The 16,886-nt window shown below is 53.3% G+C and carries 15 protein-coding genes; 7 read left to right on the top strand and 8 right to left on the bottom strand.

Annotated features, from left to right (window positions below; translation table 11 throughout):
* Position 1: 1 nt before the first annotated feature.
* The 5 genes from ABJU74_RS07280 (at position 2) to ABJU74_RS07300 (ending at position 6,015) form a co-directional block, all read left to right on the top strand.
* Positions 2–1,960 carry an alkyl sulfatase dimerization domain-containing protein gene (locus ABJU74_RS07280; RefSeq protein WP_348383708.1) on the top strand — a complete coding sequence of 653 codons (1,959 nt, stop codon included), beginning with the start codon at positions 2–4 and terminating at the stop codon, positions 1,958–1,960.
* 25 nt (positions 1,961–1,985) lie between these two features.
* Positions 1,986–3,140 (top strand): acyl-CoA dehydrogenase family protein, encoded by a 1,155-nt coding sequence (locus ABJU74_RS07285; protein ID WP_348383707.1) that lies wholly within the window; start codon positions 1,986–1,988, stop codon positions 3,138–3,140.
* Positions 3,141–3,148: 8 nt separating this feature from the next.
* Positions 3,149–4,177, top strand: coding sequence for an acyl-CoA dehydrogenase family protein (locus ABJU74_RS07290; RefSeq protein ID WP_348383706.1), 1,029 nt, complete (start codon positions 3,149–3,151; stop codon positions 4,175–4,177).
* 72 nt (positions 4,178–4,249) lie between these two features.
* On the top strand, positions 4,250–5,227 hold the full coding sequence (locus ABJU74_RS07295) for a nitronate monooxygenase family protein (RefSeq protein ID WP_348383705.1): 978 nt from the start codon (positions 4,250–4,252) through the stop codon (positions 5,225–5,227).
* 2 nt (positions 5,228–5,229) lie between these two features.
* Positions 5,230–6,015 carry an SDR family NAD(P)-dependent oxidoreductase gene (locus ABJU74_RS07300; protein WP_348383704.1) on the top strand — a complete coding sequence of 262 codons (786 nt, stop codon included), beginning with the start codon at positions 5,230–5,232 and terminating at the stop codon, positions 6,013–6,015.
* Between the two features lie 90 nt (positions 6,016–6,105).
* On the opposite strand, the gene ABJU74_RS07305 is transcribed toward ABJU74_RS07300, so the two are convergent.
* The 7 genes from ABJU74_RS07305 to ABJU74_RS07335 form a co-directional block, all read right to left on the bottom strand.
* Positions 6,106–6,780 carry a DUF899 domain-containing protein gene (locus ABJU74_RS07305; protein WP_348383703.1) on the bottom strand — a complete coding sequence of 225 codons (675 nt, stop codon included), beginning with the start codon at positions 6,778–6,780 and terminating at the stop codon, positions 6,106–6,108.
* An 82-nt stretch (positions 6,781–6,862) separates the two neighbouring features.
* Complete coding sequence (locus ABJU74_RS07310) at positions 6,863–7,810, bottom strand: carbon-nitrogen hydrolase family protein (RefSeq protein WP_348383702.1); 948 nt, start codon at positions 7,808–7,810, stop codon at positions 6,863–6,865.
* An 18-nt stretch (positions 7,811–7,828) separates the two neighbouring features.
* Complete coding sequence (locus ABJU74_RS07315) at positions 7,829–8,797, bottom strand: alpha/beta hydrolase (protein ID WP_348383701.1); 969 nt, start codon at positions 8,795–8,797, stop codon at positions 7,829–7,831.
* On the bottom strand, positions 8,790–9,188 hold the full coding sequence (locus ABJU74_RS07320) for a RidA family protein (RefSeq protein WP_348383700.1): 399 nt from the start codon (positions 9,186–9,188) through the stop codon (positions 8,790–8,792). The genes ABJU74_RS07315 and ABJU74_RS07320 overlap by 8 nt, the downstream gene beginning before the upstream one ends.
* Positions 9,188–9,946, bottom strand: coding sequence for a crotonase/enoyl-CoA hydratase family protein (locus ABJU74_RS07325; RefSeq protein WP_348383699.1), 759 nt, complete (start codon positions 9,944–9,946; stop codon positions 9,188–9,190). Before ABJU74_RS07325 ends, ABJU74_RS07320 begins: the two co-directional genes overlap by 1 nt.
* Before the next feature lie 18 nt (positions 9,947–9,964).
* On the bottom strand, positions 9,965–11,089 hold the full coding sequence (locus ABJU74_RS07330; protein ID WP_348383698.1) for an acyl-CoA dehydrogenase family protein: 1,125 nt from the start codon (positions 11,087–11,089) through the stop codon (positions 9,965–9,967).
* Positions 11,090–11,101: 12 nt separating this feature from the next.
* Complete coding sequence (locus ABJU74_RS07335) at positions 11,102–12,316, bottom strand: acyl-CoA dehydrogenase family protein (RefSeq protein WP_348383697.1); 1,215 nt, start codon at positions 12,314–12,316, stop codon at positions 11,102–11,104.
* 143 nt (positions 12,317–12,459) lie between these two features.
* On the opposite strand from ABJU74_RS07335, the gene ABJU74_RS07340 reads away from it, so the two are divergent.
* Together ABJU74_RS07340 and ABJU74_RS07345 are read left to right on the top strand one after the other, a co-directional pair.
* On the top strand, positions 12,460–14,676 hold the full coding sequence (locus tag ABJU74_RS07340) for a molybdopterin-dependent oxidoreductase (RefSeq protein ID WP_348383696.1): 2,217 nt from the start codon (positions 12,460–12,462) through the stop codon (positions 14,674–14,676).
* 34 nt (positions 14,677–14,710) lie between these two features.
* A complete protein-coding gene (locus ABJU74_RS07345) occupies positions 14,711–15,475 on the top strand; it encodes an SDR family oxidoreductase (RefSeq protein ID WP_348383695.1) in 765 nt (254 codons plus the stop codon).
* Positions 15,476–15,592: 117 nt separating this feature from the next.
* Here the strand turns inward: ABJU74_RS07345 and ABJU74_RS07350 are convergent, their stop codons facing one another.
* Positions 15,593–16,858, bottom strand: coding sequence for an FG-GAP repeat protein (locus ABJU74_RS07350; protein ID WP_348383694.1), 1,266 nt, complete (start codon positions 16,856–16,858; stop codon positions 15,593–15,595).
* Positions 16,859–16,886 lie beyond the last annotated feature (28 nt).

Genomic DNA, 16,886 nt, shown 5'->3' on the forward strand with positions numbered 1-16,886 from the left:
CATGATCAAGCACAGCCTGTCCATAACCGCCTTGTTGGCCGCTGCGCCGTTGTTCATCGCCGCGGGTGATCCGCCGGAAGGCATTGCAACTGCTGCCACCAAGGCCGCCAACGCCAAAATCCGCGCCCGTTTGCCAATTACCGATCAGCAAGATTTTGAAAATGCCAATCGCGGTTTTTTAGCGAAAATTGAAGCACCACAAATTCTCAATGAAGATGGCAGTGTCGCCTGGGAAACCGGTCAATTTGATTTTATCAAAGATGCCGCACCCGACACTGTCAATCCATCGCTATGGCGACAAGGCAAGCTCAATTCCATCCACGGATTATTCAAAGTCCAGGACGGCATTTATCAATTGCGCGGTTATGACTTGGCGGTGATGACATTAATCGCTGGCAAAAGCGGTTGGATCGTGATTGATCCGTTGACCACACCAGCACCGGCCAAGGCGGCCTTGGCCTTGGCCAATGAAACCCTGGGGCAAAGACCGGTTCAAGCAGTCATATTCACCCATAGTCATGGCGATCATTTTGGCGGTGTCAACGGCGTCGTGTCGGCGCAAGAATTGCAATATGGCAAGGTCCAGATCATCGCTCCTCACGGTTTCCTACAGGAATCGATTGGCGAAAATGTCCTCGCTGGGACCACCATGAACCGACGGGTACAATTTCAATTCGGGACCAATCTTCCAGTTGGCGAAACCGGTCATGTCGGAACCGGATTGGGACAATATCTATCCAAAGGTGATGTCGCCTTGCTGCCTCCGACCAAAACGATCAGTAAAGAGGGTGAAACCCTCTCGATCGACGGCATTACCTTTGAATTTATGGACGCCGGGGAAACCGAAGCTCCGGCCGAACTGGTTTTCTACTTGCCTGAGTTTAAAGCCCTGCACACAGCAGAAGTGGTCAGCCGCAACTTTCACAATGTCTTGACGCCGCGCGGCGCGCTCGTTCGCGATACATTGAAATGGAGCAAAGTCATTGACAATATGCTCGCCAAATATGGCGAGAAAGCGGACGTCATGCTGGCCAGCCATCACTGGCCAACCTGGGGCAGTGAAAATGTCCAGAGCAGCTTGAAAAATCAGCGCGGATTGTATCGCTACGTCCATGACCAGACCTTGCGTCAGGCCAATCAAGGGGCGACAATCCATGAAATTGCAGAGAATATTGGCGAGCCTGATTTTGCCGCAACCGACTTTGGTGTGCGCGATTATTACGGTACGTTGAACCATAATTCCAAGGCCGTCTATCAGCGTTATTTTGGCTGGTGGGATGGGGTACCAGCGCATTATCATGCACTGCCACCGGTACAAGCATCGCGAAAATATGTCAGCGCAATGGGCGGTCCAGCCAAAGCGCTCGTGCTAGGCCAGCAAGCGTTTACAACCGGCGACTATCGTTGGGCGGCAACGGTCTTTAATCATATTGTCTTTGCAAATCCGGCTGATGAAGCCGCCAAAAAATGGTTGGCATCGACATATGAGCAGCTAGGTTTTCAAGCCGAAGCGGGAACGTGGCGGAATATTTATCTGACCGGCGCGGAGGAGTTGCGCTCTGGCAATGATCGCGGGTCGGGAGTGGCAACAACCAACGCCCGTGTGCTGAACAGCATTCCGGCGGTCGACCTGTTTGATGCGCTAGCGGCGCGTTTCAATCCCGGGCGGATGACTCATAATGGCGGCATCATCCAGTTTAGCTTCCCGGATCGCGGCGAAATCGTCAATGTCGATGTCGGCAAAAGTGTGATGTTCCCGCGCGCCGGCGAGAATGACAGATCCATTGCTCAAATCACTGTGTCGCGCACTGACTTTACCCGCTTATTGATGCGAGAAATTACCCCGCGCGATTTAATCGTATCGGGACAAATGAAGGTATTGGGCAATGTCGGATTAATGGCGGCTATGTTCGGCGCTCTCGATCCCGTCGATCCGCAATTTAACATTGTGACGCCATAACCAGTCAAACCCGAGGCAGTATTAAATGCAAAGATTTCAATTTCCTGTCGTCCAACCGGATCCTGCACTGGAGGAACTGCGTGAAGACCTGCAGACTTTTTTGAAGGCGGAACGGGCTGCGGGCAATTTCCAACCCGAACCGGAATGTTGGATGGCCTCTTCCGATCCCGCGTTTTCGAAAAAAATGGGGGACAAAGGATGGATTGGCCTGACATGGTCGAGCCAATATGGCGGCCATGATAAAACAGCGCTCGAACGCTATATTGTCACCGAAGAAACATTGCGAGCAGGGGCGCCAGTTGGCGCGCATTGGATAGCCGACCGGCAACATGCGCCGATGCTGCTCGAGCATGGAACCGAAGATCAAAAACTTGATATCCTGCCGCGCATTGCCGCTGGTCAATGCTATTTCGCCATTGGATTAAGCGAACCGGGCGCAGGATCGGACTTGGCCAATGTCAAAACCAAAGCGGAAAAGGTCGACAACGGGTGGAAGATAAATGGCCAGAAAATCTGGTCCTCAGGCGCGCATATCTCTCACTATATGGTGGCGTTGCTGCGCACCTCTCCTGCCGATGGTCGCAATCGCCATGTCGGTTTGTCACAGATCATGATAGATTTGAGCCTACCGGGCGTGACAATTAAACCCATTACCGATCTGTCTGGCGATGCCCATTTTAACGAAGTCTATTTTGAAGATGTTATTGTGCCCGATGATTGTTTGCTCGGTGCGGAAGGCGGAGGATGGAAACAAGTGACTGGCGAGCTTGCCATGGAGCGCTCCGGACCGGAACGGTTTTTGTCCAGCTATATCACGCTGGAGACAGCCTTATATCAGTTACAAGGCAAAATGGGTTCTGATTCCCATGGCCGGCTCGGCAAGATATTCGCCAATTTGCGCACATTGCGCGGCATGTCCTGGGGGATAGCCAATCTTCTACATCAAGGCATATCGCCGGAAACCGAAGCCGCGCTGGTCAAAGATCTTGGCAATCGCCTGGAAAATGATTGCACATTGCAGGTCCGCGCCTTGCTCAACGACCTGCCGGTAAAAGAATGGAGCGACGAGATGCGCCGAATCCTCAATATCGGGATATTGCGCTCGCCGCCCAATACTTTGCGCGGCGGCACCACCGAAGTCATGCGCGGGATTACTGCGCGTCAATTGGGGCTCAGATAAAGGACGCGATGATGATTAATATCGATGGCATGATCGCCGAAACCGCCGCCAAAATATTCACAGACTTGTGCGGACGCGATGTCCCGCACCAAGCCGAAGCCGGACAATATCCGCAAAATCTTTGGGATGCGCTGCAGGATAATGGCTTGCCGCTAGCATGGGTCAGCGAAGAAAATGGCGGTTTTGGCGCCAGCTATGACGAAGTGCTTGGCGCGATTTGGGTATCGGCCCAAGCGGCGTCGCCCGTACCTTTTGTAGAAACTCTGATCGCCAATTGGTTGCTGGATCATTCCGGCATGGCCATGGCCGAAGGCGCCGCCAGCTTTGCCTTGGTGCAAAACGACAGCGCGGCCATATCCTTTTTCGGCGCGGCGGATCACATCATTGCCTATACCGCCGAAAAAAATACCATCGCCCTATATCGCGCCGCTGATTTAGCACCGAATGATATTCAATCCCTTTCCCCCGACGGCGAGCAACAAATTGATTTTTCAGCAGCGAAGCCTCTGGAAAGTCAATCCACAAATCTATCCCAGCGCGCGGTGGAAGCCTTGATCCTCACGGTACGCGCCGTGCAAATGGCAGCAGCGATGGAGGCGGCGCTCAATCTTTCCATTGGTTATGTTTCCGATCGCGAGCAATTTGGGCGACCTTTATCAAAATTTCAGGCGATCCAGCATCAATTGTCCGTCGCCGCTTCCGAAAGCGCCGCGGCAACTATGGCCGCCACCCAAGCGGCGAGCGTGTTGGCAAAAAACATCGAAAATCCCGAGCGAGCGTGGCACGAAGCCGTCGTTGCCAAAGTCCAAATTGGCCATAGCGTGGAAGCCGTCACCGTGCCCTTCCACCAAGTCCATGGCGCGATGGGCTATACCCAAGAATATGATCTCCATCATTTTACACGGCGTCTATGGGCTTGGCGCGACAGCCTCGGCAACGAACATCATTGGGGCCGCTTGCTGGGAGCTGAGCTTGCCGTAACGTCGCCCGATCAAGTCTGGAAAGGCGTGACAACGGGCGCGTGGGTTGCTAGTTAATCAAGCGATTAAACCGATTCTCAAAAGACCTTATTCTGACTCCATATACTCCATAACAAGAGGAACAATCCCATGAAAACACGCATTACAGAGCTTTTCGGCATCGAGCATCCGATCATCCAGGGTGGTATGCATTATGTGGGATTTGCAGAATTAGCGGCCGCCGTTTCCGAAGCTGGCGGACTTGGTATCATCACCGGTCTGACCCAAAAGACACCGGAAGATCTCGACAAGGAAATCAAGAAAGCCAAAGCGCTTACCGACAAACCCATTGGCGTGAATCTGACTTTTTTGCCGATCGTCAATACGCCGGATTATCCTGGCTATATCAAAGCGATAATCGACAATGATATTAAGGCGGTGGAAACCGCTGGCAATAATCCGGCACAATATCTGCCAGCGCTCAAAGAAGCCGGTGTCAAAGTCATCCACAAATGTACCGCCGTTCGGCATGCGCTTAAAGCGCAGAGCATTGGCTGCGATGCGGTTTCGGTCGATGGTTTTGAATGTGGTGGCCATCCTGGCGAAGATGATATTCCCAATATGATCCTGCTGCCCCGCGCTGCTGACGAACTGGATATTCCCTTTGTCAGTTCTGGCGGACAAGCGGATGCCCGTTCACTTGTGGCCTCACTGGCTATGGGCGCAGAAGGCATGAATATGGGCACACGTTTTATCGCAACGCAGGAAGCCCCTGTGCACCAGAATGTCAAAGACGCGATTGTCGCCGCCAGTGAACTGGACACCCGGTTGGTGATGCGTCCGCTGCGCAATACCGAACGCGTGCTCACCAATTCAGCAGTCGAAAAACTGCTAGAAATTGAAAAAGAAAAAGGCAGCGATCTCCAATTTACCGATATTCTCGAGCAAGTGGCCGGCGTTTATCCGCAAATCATGTTGGAAGGAACTATGGACGCCGGTGCCTGGAGTTGCGGCATGGTTGCTGGCCTGATCAATGATATTCCAACCTGCAAAGAATTGATTGACGGTATCATGGCAGAAGCCGATGCGATTATTCGCCAACGGCTAGAAGGCTATTTGGCCGCCTGATCATGGAAACCTATCAACCGCTCAGCCGTTCTATCGCTGGCAAAAAGGCCATAATAACCGGAGCCGCTAGCGGCATGGGCCGTGCGACGGCTCATCTCTTCGCATCGGAAGGAGCCCATGTCGCGGTCACTGATCTCGATCATTCGGCCTGCGAAGCGGTCGTTCAGGACATTGCCGACAAGGGCTATTCCGGTTCAGCGAAAGCCTGGGCGCTGGATGTCAGCAAGCCCGACGCCATTGGGTCAACCGTCGTTGATATTGCGGAAGATTTCGGGGCTTTGGATATTCTAGTCAATAACGCGGGTTTTGCCATTCCAGCCGACATTGCGCTGGATAGCTATGAGGAAAGTTGGGAGCCCACGCTTGCCGTGATGCTGGCAGCGCATCAGCGTATGATCAGAGCAGCCTTGCCTTATCTCAAGGCCGCAGAGCACCCGCGCATTGTAAATATCGCGTCGACCGAAGGCCTAGGCGCATCGCCGGGCAACAGCCCCTATGTCGCGGCCAAACATGGCGTGATTGGTTTGACTAAGGGCTTGGCGGTGGATCTTGGCCGCGAAGGTATCACCGTCAATTGTATTTGCCCGGGTCCGATTCGCACGGGCATTACCGATGCGATTTCGGAAGAGCATAAAACCATCTACGCAAAGCGCCGCGTGGCGCTCCGCCGCTATGCGATACCGGAAGAAGTGGCGCATATGACTTTATCCTGCGTGCTACCAGCCGCCAGCTTCCTGACCGGCGCAGTTATCCCGGTTGATGGTGGCCTCACAATCAAAAACGCCTGAATCCCTTGGGATTGAGCCCATAGGTTCGTTATTTTGTCTGATCACATCCGTAATGGGAACAATTTGGCATTCCCATTTGCTGCGCAGATATCAAGCGCCATATTCATCGTGCCGCTTGTCCCAATACATCTCTCCTTTGGGCCAACCGTCCGGTGCCTCTTCCCACGGTTCCTGACGGCCATAAGGCGTTAGATCGAGCCAGGTCCAGTGACTGCCCAAATATTCCACACCGCGCTGGTCAGTATAGTAGGTGCGGTAGATATTATCGCCGTCGCGCAAGAATACGCTGGCGACATGGTTTTCTCCCTCATGATTGGTGGCGTTAAAGTCATAGTTAAAGTCGCTGCCGAAAGAAGATACCCACGGCAGATCCCAACCCATGCGTTTTTTAAAGGCTAGCAATTTTTCCAACGGCGCGCGTGATACAAGCACGATTGATGTATCCCGCGCATGCAAATGCGCCGGATGAGACATAGCATCCGTGACCCATGAACAGCCGGGGCAACCCGCATCCGCATCGGGGGCAAACATGAAATGATATACGATAAGTTGCGGGCACCCCTCAAAAAGATCCAAAAGGGACTGGATGCCGCTTTCGCAATCAAATTCATAATTTTTATCAATTTTCACCATCGGGAGGCGACGACGCATCGCATTGACTGCATCATGAGCACGCGTCAGTTCTTTTTCCTTTTTGCGGATCTCATCAATCTCGGCTTGCCATTCCGATAGCCCGACAATTTTCGGCATTCCTGATTGTGTCATAGGCCGACACTCCTTTCATGATGTCACAGCATCACGCGACAGCCTATCATATCTGGAACCGGGAGACGATTGCCTTCTGGCCTCAGTCGCTACGAACGTTTTTCTGCGCTTTAATATGGGCCTGAAGTTCAAATATATCGGGGCGTGCATAATGACCGGTTACGTCCAGATCAAATTTCCCGCGCGTCCGATCATCCAAGTCAATTTCCGCCGTTACCACCGCCTCTTTCCCAAAAACCGGCCCAGCAATAGCTTCGCCCGATGGGGAAATGATGCAACTGCCGCCGCTGATCAGCACTTTGTCGGTTTCATTGCCCTGGATGGCGTCAAATTGGCTAGCATCCAAACCGATCATGCCTCGCTCCAAATATTGGCAGGCCGAAAGAACGAAAGCGCGGCTTTCAATGGCAATTGTCTGCATTGTCGGCAGCCAAACATCCCGATCATCGACCGTAGAAACGCAATAAAAATCCGGTTGCGCATCATAATAATAGCTGCGCAAAAGCGGCATGTAATTTTCCCAGCAAATCGCACTGACCAGACGTCCGGCGCTGGACTCCATAATCGGCAAATCACTGCCATCGCCCTGGCCCCATATCAGCCGTTCCATTGCCGTTGGTACGAGCTTGCGGTGCACGCCCAATATCGTTCCATCGCGTTCAAATCCGAAGGTCGAACAGTATAGCGTGGCGCCGTTTCGCTCAATTACGCCGACAACCACCGCAACGTCATGGGCTGCAATAATTTCACGCAATGTTTCGAATTCAGACGAATGCAATTGCACAGCATTGTCGGAATATAGCCGAAACAATTCACGGCCAGCGGCATCGCGTGAGCCCACACGGACCCCAAAATCAACGCCTTTAGGATAGCCCCCGATAAAGGCTTCCGGGAATATGACCAAATCGCTTTTTGCGGCTTTGGCTTGGGACAGAAAGTCGTTAAATTTCTCTATCGTCCCGGGCGTGTCAAACGGATCGGAGCCCGCTTGCACGACAGACACAGTTCGGAGTATCGGGCTTTCGTTCACGCGCAAATCTTTTCCTGTTTATTTCTCGCTCCACAGAGACAGAACAGATCGCAAAGCGGTTGTAAATGCCAGAGGTTGATCGAGCATCAAATGATGTTCTGATTCTGGGACGGCGATCATTGGGATGTGCCCGCCGCCCAATTCACGCAAATAGGCAGCGCTATCGCCATCAAATAGTTTGCTGTTTTCGCCATAGATTAGGGCCAGACGATGCGGTAAATCAACAATGCGCTGTGGCGCCTTCTGCCATTGCAGTTGATCGTTTTCACTACGATGAAAAACTTTTGGGTCAAACTTCCAGGTCCAGCCGCCATCGACTCGGCGCATGCTATGATAGGCCATATATTCAAGCAAAAAAGGTGTTTGAACATCCTGCGGTGGCGCAAGAATGAAACGGCCGCGAGCGGCTTCATAGTCGGGGTAGACATTGGTCGGACGGTCCGATTTTCCGGAACCGGGCGGGCCACCGCCGCCTTTAAAATGAGCCGCCAACCGTTCCGGCCGCATAATCATCAAATCGCAAATAATGAGGCCGCCAAAGCGATCGCCGGCCAATTCCATCGCCGTCAATGCTACTCCCGAACCAAAGCTATGGGCGATGATTTTCGGTTTTACTGGCCCGGAAAAAAGATCCAGAGCTTCTGCCAGAGCCACCATATCTTGCGCTCTTTGATTGCCTTCAAACACCGTTCCAATTTCGCTCTCGCCCATGCCAGCAAGATCATAAACGATCAGATCATATTCTTTAGCAAGCAGCGGCGCGATAAACGCAAAGCACCGAGAATGAGCCAAGAATCCGTGGGTTAACAACAAGGGCGGATTGCCGCGTTGTCCCCAACGGAAATAGTGGACCTTTTGTCCACCCACTTCGATAAAGGCTTCTTCACGCGGCACAGCCAAGGCCTTTGTGAACCAGGCGGGCAGATCTTGATCGGCCGACCAGAGATCAACAATATCTCCGCTGCCTGTCGTTGCTACTTCAGACAATCGCAATCGCCTCAATTTCAATCATCAAATCAGGCGAAGCCAGCGCCGCACAACCGATCAGCGTGAATGCGACCTGATTGCCGTCAAGAAACGCGAGTATCTCTGGGAAGGCTTCAGCCCCCTTTTCTTCTGTATAGTCCACGATAAAAGCGCGAGCAGATACAATATTCTGCGGCCCGGCGCCCGCCGAAGCCAGTGCCTTGCCGAGATTGCTACTCGCAATTTTCGCCTGTTCTGCCAAATTATCGGGAGCCGGATCGCCGCCCGGAGCCCAGGCCACTTGGCCAGAGACGAACACCATTTTCCCCGGGGCACAGGTGGTTACTTGGGCATAGCCCATAGCACCCGCATCTGGCAGGTCCTTTGGATTTATCCGTTCAATATCAGGCACTATTCCCCTTTCCAATCGGGTTTTCGTTTCTCAGCAAAGGCCAAAGAACCTTCTTGGGCATCTTTAGAGGCGAAGACAGGCATGGTAATTTCCGCCTGTTTTTTCCACGCTTCTTCGCTGGTCCAGTCATAGCTTTCGTTGATAATTTTCTTGGTTGCTTTCAATGCCAATGGTCCGTTGGCAGCAACTGTGGCCGCCAATTCAATCGCCGCATCCAGCGCCGGTCCATCGGTCAGCCGATTCACAAAGCCAACATCATAGGCTCGTTGTGCATCCATGAAATCACCGGTCAATGCCATTTCCATGGCAACCCGCTTCCCGACCACTTGTTGCAATTTCAATACGCCGCCAGCCGCTGCAACGAGAGAACGTTTAACTTCAGGAATTCCAAATTTTGCTTTGCTGTTGGCAACGCATAGATCACAGGCCAGTGCCAGTTCCAGACCGCCCGCCAAAGCATAGCCCTCGACTGCGGCGATAATTGGTTTGTCCGGACCCTTTTCAGTAATCCCTCCGAAACCATAGCCTTTGACCGCCGGTGTTTCGCCCCGCAAAAACCCTTTTAAATCCATTCCAGAGCAAAATGTCCCGCCTGCGCCGGTAAGGATTCCGGCATTGAGGCTGTTATCATTGTCCAGCTGTTCCATAGCCGCACGAATGCCTTCAGCGGCGGCTTTGGTCATCGCATTTTTGGCTTCGGGCCGATTGATGGTGACAATGATGAAACCATCTTGGATATCTGTGAGCACTTCTGACATTTGTCTCTCCTTTGAGCTTTAATCGAACAATAGATTGGCTAGTTTTGATCGTTGATAAGCAGCATCACCGATTAGCGCGCCGTCAAATATCGCCTTGCGCCGGTGCAATTGTGCGTCGCAATCATGGGTGAAGCCAAATCCGCCATGAAACTGGATCGAACGATCAGCAGCTTGGCTATAGCTGCTATGCGCCTGTGCTGCCGCCATCCGGACCGCCACTTCATCCCGGCCTTGCTCTGCCCAACTATGGGCTGCACTGTACAAATGCGTTCTCGCTTTTTCATACGCGACATAATTGTCGACCGTGGGATGTTTCAGCGCCTGAAAGCTTCCGATAATTTTGTCGAATTGCTTCCGGGTTTTCAAATATTCCAAAGTATAATCGATTACAGCTTGTGTTCCGCCACACATTTCGGCCGCGTGGATCAAGCCAGCAGCCAGCTCGATTTTTTCAATTGTCTCGCGCGTGCGGCTCGCATCGAACAGCGCGTCCGAACTGATTGTCACGCCATCTAAGGTGAGTTCATAGCTGCGCGCGGTTTCATCAATTATCGATTCCCGTCGCAGCGCATTATCTGGCAAAGCGGATCGTTCGATCAAGGCAAAACGAACCTCTCCATCAATTTTTACCGACAGAATAATTAACTCCGCGCTTTCGGCCCAGCGCACCAATTGCTTCTGACCAGACAAGATAATGCTATCGCCATCCCTTTTGCCGGAGCTGGTGATATTGGATAGATCCCAATCGCCATTATCTTCCGAAAGTGCCAATGTTGCCGCGCTACCGGTAGAAATTCTGGGCAGCCATGCGGCCTGCTGGGTCTCGCTACCACCGGCCAACAGCGCCTGTGCGGCCAATGTTGTGGTGCCAAAAGGGGTGTTCATAAGGTTGCGCCCCATTTGCTCAGCAATCGGCACCACTTCCGCCATCGACAGACCAACACCGCCATATTGTTCGGGGATTGCAATGGCCAGCCAGCCCAGCTCGCCAATCTCGCGCCACACGTCCGGATCATAGCCGCGCTCATCTTCCATCAACGCGCGTACTTTTTCGATCGGGGATTTGTCGCGGCAAAAATTCGTCGCCACATCCATCAATTCAATTTGCTCTTCGGTCGTCCCGATATTGCCCAAATTATCCATCAGCCGTTCTACCTATCGTGTCTTGGGTAGGCCAAGCGCATGCTCGGCCACAATATTGCGCTGGATCTCGGACGTGCCGCCACCGATGGTGGCCGAAAAACTGTTGAGATAGCTGCGGTGCCAATAGCCGTCATCCACGGCATTTTCATCGCCCACATAATAGCCCGCTTTTGTGCCCTGAAAGCCGAGCGAAAATTCAGTCAATTCCCGGATCAACTCGGTCCGCGCGAGCTTGTTCATCAAGGGCAGTCCCATCGGCTTATCCTGCATTAACTGCGGCATCCGGCGTCGGGTGTTGTTCAGATTAAGCGCCTGAATATCGATCATATATTGAGTCATCTTGTCGCGCATGACCGGGTCATCAAGCAACGGCTTGCCGCCGCGTACAGAATTTTTGGCCAGCTCGACAATCTGCATCACATCCAGTTCCTTGACGAAATAACCGCCCACTGGTTTGACCTTCGCACCGCGCTCATATTCCAGTGTCTTCATTGCCATTGACCAGCCATTGCCCTCGCCGCCAAACAAACAGTCTGCGGAAATGCGCGCATCGCTGAAAAAGGTTTGGACAAAGCCATATTCGCCGGTCAATTTCTTGATTCGGCTGGTGCTAATCCCGTCAATTTTCATCGGATTGAGGAAGAAGCTGAGGCCTTTATATTTGTTTTCCGCTTCAAAATCCGTCCGCGCCAACAAGATCATATATTTGGCGCGGTCGCCCAATGAGGTCCAGATTTTTGACCCGTTGAGAACATATTCATCACCCTCTTTCACCGCCTTGAGCTGCGCATTGCCAAGGTCACTGCCATGTTCCGGTTCGGAAAAACCCTGGCACCAGATATCTTCGGCATTGAGCATGCCCTTGATATAGGTCTGCTTCTGCTCTTCCGATCCGAGATCCAGAATAAGCGGCCCCGCCCAACCATTGCCAATCGCATTGAGCATGATCGGCGCATCATATTTTTTCATCGCCCGAGTCGCTGCCCGCTGAAAATCGGTATGCAATCCGCCGCCGCCATATTCCTTCGGCCAGGCCGCACCGAGATAACCCGCTTCATAAACCTTGCGCTGCCATTCGCGCAAAAAGTCAAATTGTTGGTCACTGCTCACTTCCATGAACGTCAGCGGCAACATAAAGCCGGGATCGCGCACCGTATTTTCCTTGAACCACGCATCAGCGGCGTCGCTATATTCCTTTAACTCGGCGGCATTGGGCTTGTCGGCCATGAGATTTTCTCCTGAACACATCTTATCAATAGGGTCAGTGGCAGCACGGACCGCCTTGCCCTAATTTGGGAATCAATCTGCAGTTAATTGAACGATTAAAATCGAAAAAGCAATGGCCTGCACTATCAGCTGGGAGAGCGACAATGGCAATGGAGCAAAAACATGTAATGTGCCGGGCCTGTCACGCCCATTGCGGCTTGATAGTTGATTTTGAAAATGGCGTGCCGGTCAAGACTCATGGCGACAAAAATAATCCAGAATTTGAAGGGTATAGCTGCATAAAAGGCCGTCAACTGGCCAATTATCACAGTTTCGATACCCGCCTGCTGACCAGCTATAAAGGGATGAAACAGGGCGACAAGCAGGCCATTGACTGGCGCAGCGCAGCGCAAGAAATTGCCGAGCGGCTCGAGACTATTGTCGCCGAACATGGCCCCGATAGCGTCGCTTCTTATGTCGGGACCTTTGGCTATAATAATCTTAACGGCCATGCGTTCATGCTGGCCCTGATGGAGGCCCTTGGCTCCACATCAATCTATGACAGCGTTACGATTGACCAACCCGGCAAGGGTATTGCCCGGGCGCTGGTCGGGCCCTGGTTAGCCGGCGCCCCGCGCGTGGGGGACTGGGATGGCTTGATGCTGGTTGGCACCAATCCGGTTGTCTCGATGAACGGTGGGCTGGGTATGAACCCGGCAAAGAAATTGCACGATGCCAAGAAACGCGGGATGCAATTAATTGTCATCGATCCGCGCCAGACAGACAGCGCCCGCCAAGCCGATTTACACCTACAATGTCGGCCCGGTGAAGACCCAATCATCCTCGGCGCGATCGCCAAGGTAGTGATCGAAGAAAAGCTCTATGACGCGCAATTTGTCGCCAATGATGTTGAAGGTTTCGAAGCGTTGAAAAAGGCTGTCGCGCCGTTTGACCCTGGCCTTGCGGCGCAGCGTGCCGATGTAACAGCGGCAGAAATTGTTGAGGCTGCGCGCATGTATGGCCGCTGGAAAAAGGGCAGCATCAGCGTCGGCACCGGCCCCAACATGGCCGGCGGGGGCAATATTACCGAATATCTCAACCTGTCCTTGACCTCGATCATGGGCCACTGGCTGCGTGAAGGCGATATTAATCGCCGTAGCGGCGTGTTTATGAAACCCGCACCGCCGGTTGCCGCCTCGCCTGGTCCAATTGAGGCCTGGGGCTTTGGCCGCAAACTACACAGCCGCGATTTGGAACAGAGCATTTCCGGTATGCCGACCGCAGCCTTGCCCGATGAAATTTTAACCCCCGGGGATAAACAGGTCAAAGCGCTGCTATGTCTCGGCGGCAATCCGATGCTGGCTTGGCCCGATCAGCTCAAGACATTTGAAGCGATGAAGGCGCTCGACCTCTTGGTCTGCCTCGATCCGCGCATGTCGAAGACAGCCGAGCTAGCCGATTATGTCATTGCACCCAAATTGCATTATGAAGTGCACGGCAACACCGCCGCTCCCGAACTTTACGGGGGTTTTGGCGCAGGCTGGGGCTTTGAAAATAATTATGCACAAGCCAGTCCCCCGATCATGGATCCGCCAGAAGGATCCGATCTTTGCGAAGAATATGAATTTATTCACACCCTCGCGAGCGCGATGGACAAGCCGCTGACCATTAAAAGCTGGGCCTTGGTTTCTCACTTGGAAGAACGCGAAGAAAAAGCCACAACCTTTGCACCAGGCAAGACACCCGATCCGATCACCGCATGGAGCGCCGCGCTCAACGGTTCACCCGTGCCCGTGGCTGATGTTTATGCTGACCCGGATGCGCATAAGGGCAAGATTATCGACGCGCAGGCTTTGCTGGTTCAACCCAAGCCCGCCGACTGGACAGGCAAATTGTCCGTCGGCAATGAGGCGATGATGGCGGAGCTCGCCGGCTATGCCGAACGGCTTGGCCAGCCGGTTGAGGAGACCGATTTTCCGATGCGGATGATCGGCCGGCGGATGACCGAAATTCACAATAGCAATTGGCATGAAGATCCGGTGCAGCGAAAACGCGTACCCCATCATCCGGCATTTATGAATCCGGCCGATATGGAGGCGCTTGGCTTCAGCGAAGACCAACCCATGCAAGTGGAATCCGCCAGGGCCTTTATCAGTTGCGTGGCCAAAGCGGATAAAACGGTCAAGCCGGGCTGTGTTTCGCTTCCCCATAGCTGGGGGACCAATCCGGATGAGGAAGAAGATCCGCTCGGCGCGGGTGGCAATACCGGCCGCCTGTCTTTTAACGACCGCGACTATGACAAGCGCACCGGCATTCCCTTGATGAGCAGCATTCCGATCCGCGTGCGGGCCAAACAGGACAAGCTGGAAGCCGCTGAATGACCCATGAGGCGCAAGCCAATAACAGGAGAATGATATGACCAAGGCCCTTTTCGATCTAACCGGAGAAGTGGCTGTCATTACAGGCGCCGGCAGAGGCATTGGCGAAGGCATGGCAAAAACATTGGCCGATGCCGGGTGCAATGTCGTCTGCGCGGCGCGCAGCGTTGATGAAATCCAGTCGGTCGCGGATGAGATTAACGCCAGCAATATTGGTGGCCGCGCAATCGCTCAAGTCACGGATGTAACCAGCCGCGAAGATATGGAGGCGCTGGCCAAACGCGCGGTTGATAGCTTTGGGCGGCTCGATATTTGGGTCAATAATGCCGGCGGCTCGCTTGTCTCAGCGCCGCTGACCGAATTGGATGAAGCCGAATGGGACAAGACCATGGCCGTCAACCTAACCTCTGTCTTTCACGGGGTGCGGGCCGCCTGCAAATATTTTGGCGCAGGCAGCCGGATCGTCAACACCAGTTCAATGGCCGGCCAAGACCCGTTTCCCGGCAGCGGCCACTATAGCGCCGCCAAAGCGGGCGTGCTCATGCTGACCAAAACGCTGGCCCACGAACTGGGCCCCAAAACCCGCGTCAATGCCATCCTGCCCGGCTTTGTCCCAACCGAAACGGTGAAAAAAGCACTGAGCATGACGGACGAGGATTTTATCGGCTTTGAAGACACGCTGGGCCTTCCGGCCGGTCGTTTGGGCACGCCGCAAGATATTGGCGCGCTCACGCTCTATCTCTGCGCGCCGGCATCGGAATGGGTCACCGGCCAATGTATAAGAATTGCCGGAACCCCCTAAACCCCAGCCAAAAAATTGTTGCTTATAGTGGACATTTCGAAAAGCTCCGGTGCGCGCGGCCACAGAAATATATCCGGGTGACCGTGAAATCGCGAAAGCGGACCCAAGCTGTCCAGGTTAGTCGCTGCCAATATCAAACAGGTATACCGAACCCGATTCATTGCCTTTATCGTCATCACGAGTGGCGGCTATCAGTGCCGTGTCGTCGGACATTGCAACGCTCCAACCGAATAAATCCCCCTTCGCACCATCGGCAGCCATTAGCGTAGTCTGATGGTTCCAGATGCTACCGGAGCGTGCGAACACATAGGCACTACCAGAATTATCGCCCCGGTCGTCCTGATGCATAGCGCCTATTAATGCCATGTCATCGATAAGCGCCACGCTGCGTCCAAATCTGTCATCCGTGTCGCCATCCGGAGCAGTCAGTTTCGCCTGTTGCCGCCATACCGTCCCCTCCCGGGCGAATATATAAGCTGAACCGGCATCCACGCCCATTAGTTCATCGTCATCTCGGCGGGCCGAAATCAGGGCTGTATCGCCGGATAGAGCCACCCGAACACCGAATATATCAGTTTCTGCGCCATCTTCAGCCGTAAGTTTGGCTTGTTGAATCCAGCCTTCTTTAGACCGCGTGAACACATAGGCAGCACCAGCATTCATAGCTCTTTCATCATTCAAATCGGCACCAACCAAGATGGTGTCGTTTGAAAGCGCAACGCTAATTCCAAACAGGTCGCCTTCTGCGCCGTCGGCCGCGGTAAGTTTGGCCCGTTGTCTCCATGACTTCCCGGTGCGGGTGAAGACGTAGACCGAACCCGAGCCATCGCCCTTGTCGTCGTCATGCGGTGCTCCGATCACGATCGTATCACCTTGAATTGCTATGCTCTGACCGAAGGCGTCTCCCTCAGCGGCATCGGACGCGGTAAGTTTGGCTTGTTGTCTCCAAATTACTCCGGAGCGGGTGAACACATAGGTAGCACCAGAATTATCGCCGTTCTCATCATGACCAATTGCTCCGGCTACAGCAGTTTTTCCGGAAAGCGCAACATTACCGCCAAGCGTATCATTCGCTGTACCATCACTGGCGGTGAGCTTGGCTTGCTGTCGCCAGATACGTCCGCAACGCACGAAAATATATGCAGAACCCGCATCAACACCCTTAGTTTCATCATCAGTTTTATATGATCCAACAATTGCAATATCGCCAGAGATCGCGACGCTGAAACCAAAAAAGTCCTCTTGAGCACCATCGTCAGCAACAATCTTTTGTTGCTCAACGGGTGTAGACGCATCTGTCGGAGCAAGTATCAACAAAAGCATGCTCGCTGAGGAAACCATGCCACGATATATATAAGGGTGCAGGTTTAGGCTGGTCACCATATTAATCCCCTCGATCGCTGAACTATCT

The sequence above is a fragment of the Parasphingorhabdus sp. genome (assembly GCF_039982415.1).
GTDB lineage: Bacteria > Pseudomonadota > Alphaproteobacteria > Sphingomonadales > Sphingomonadaceae > Parasphingorhabdus.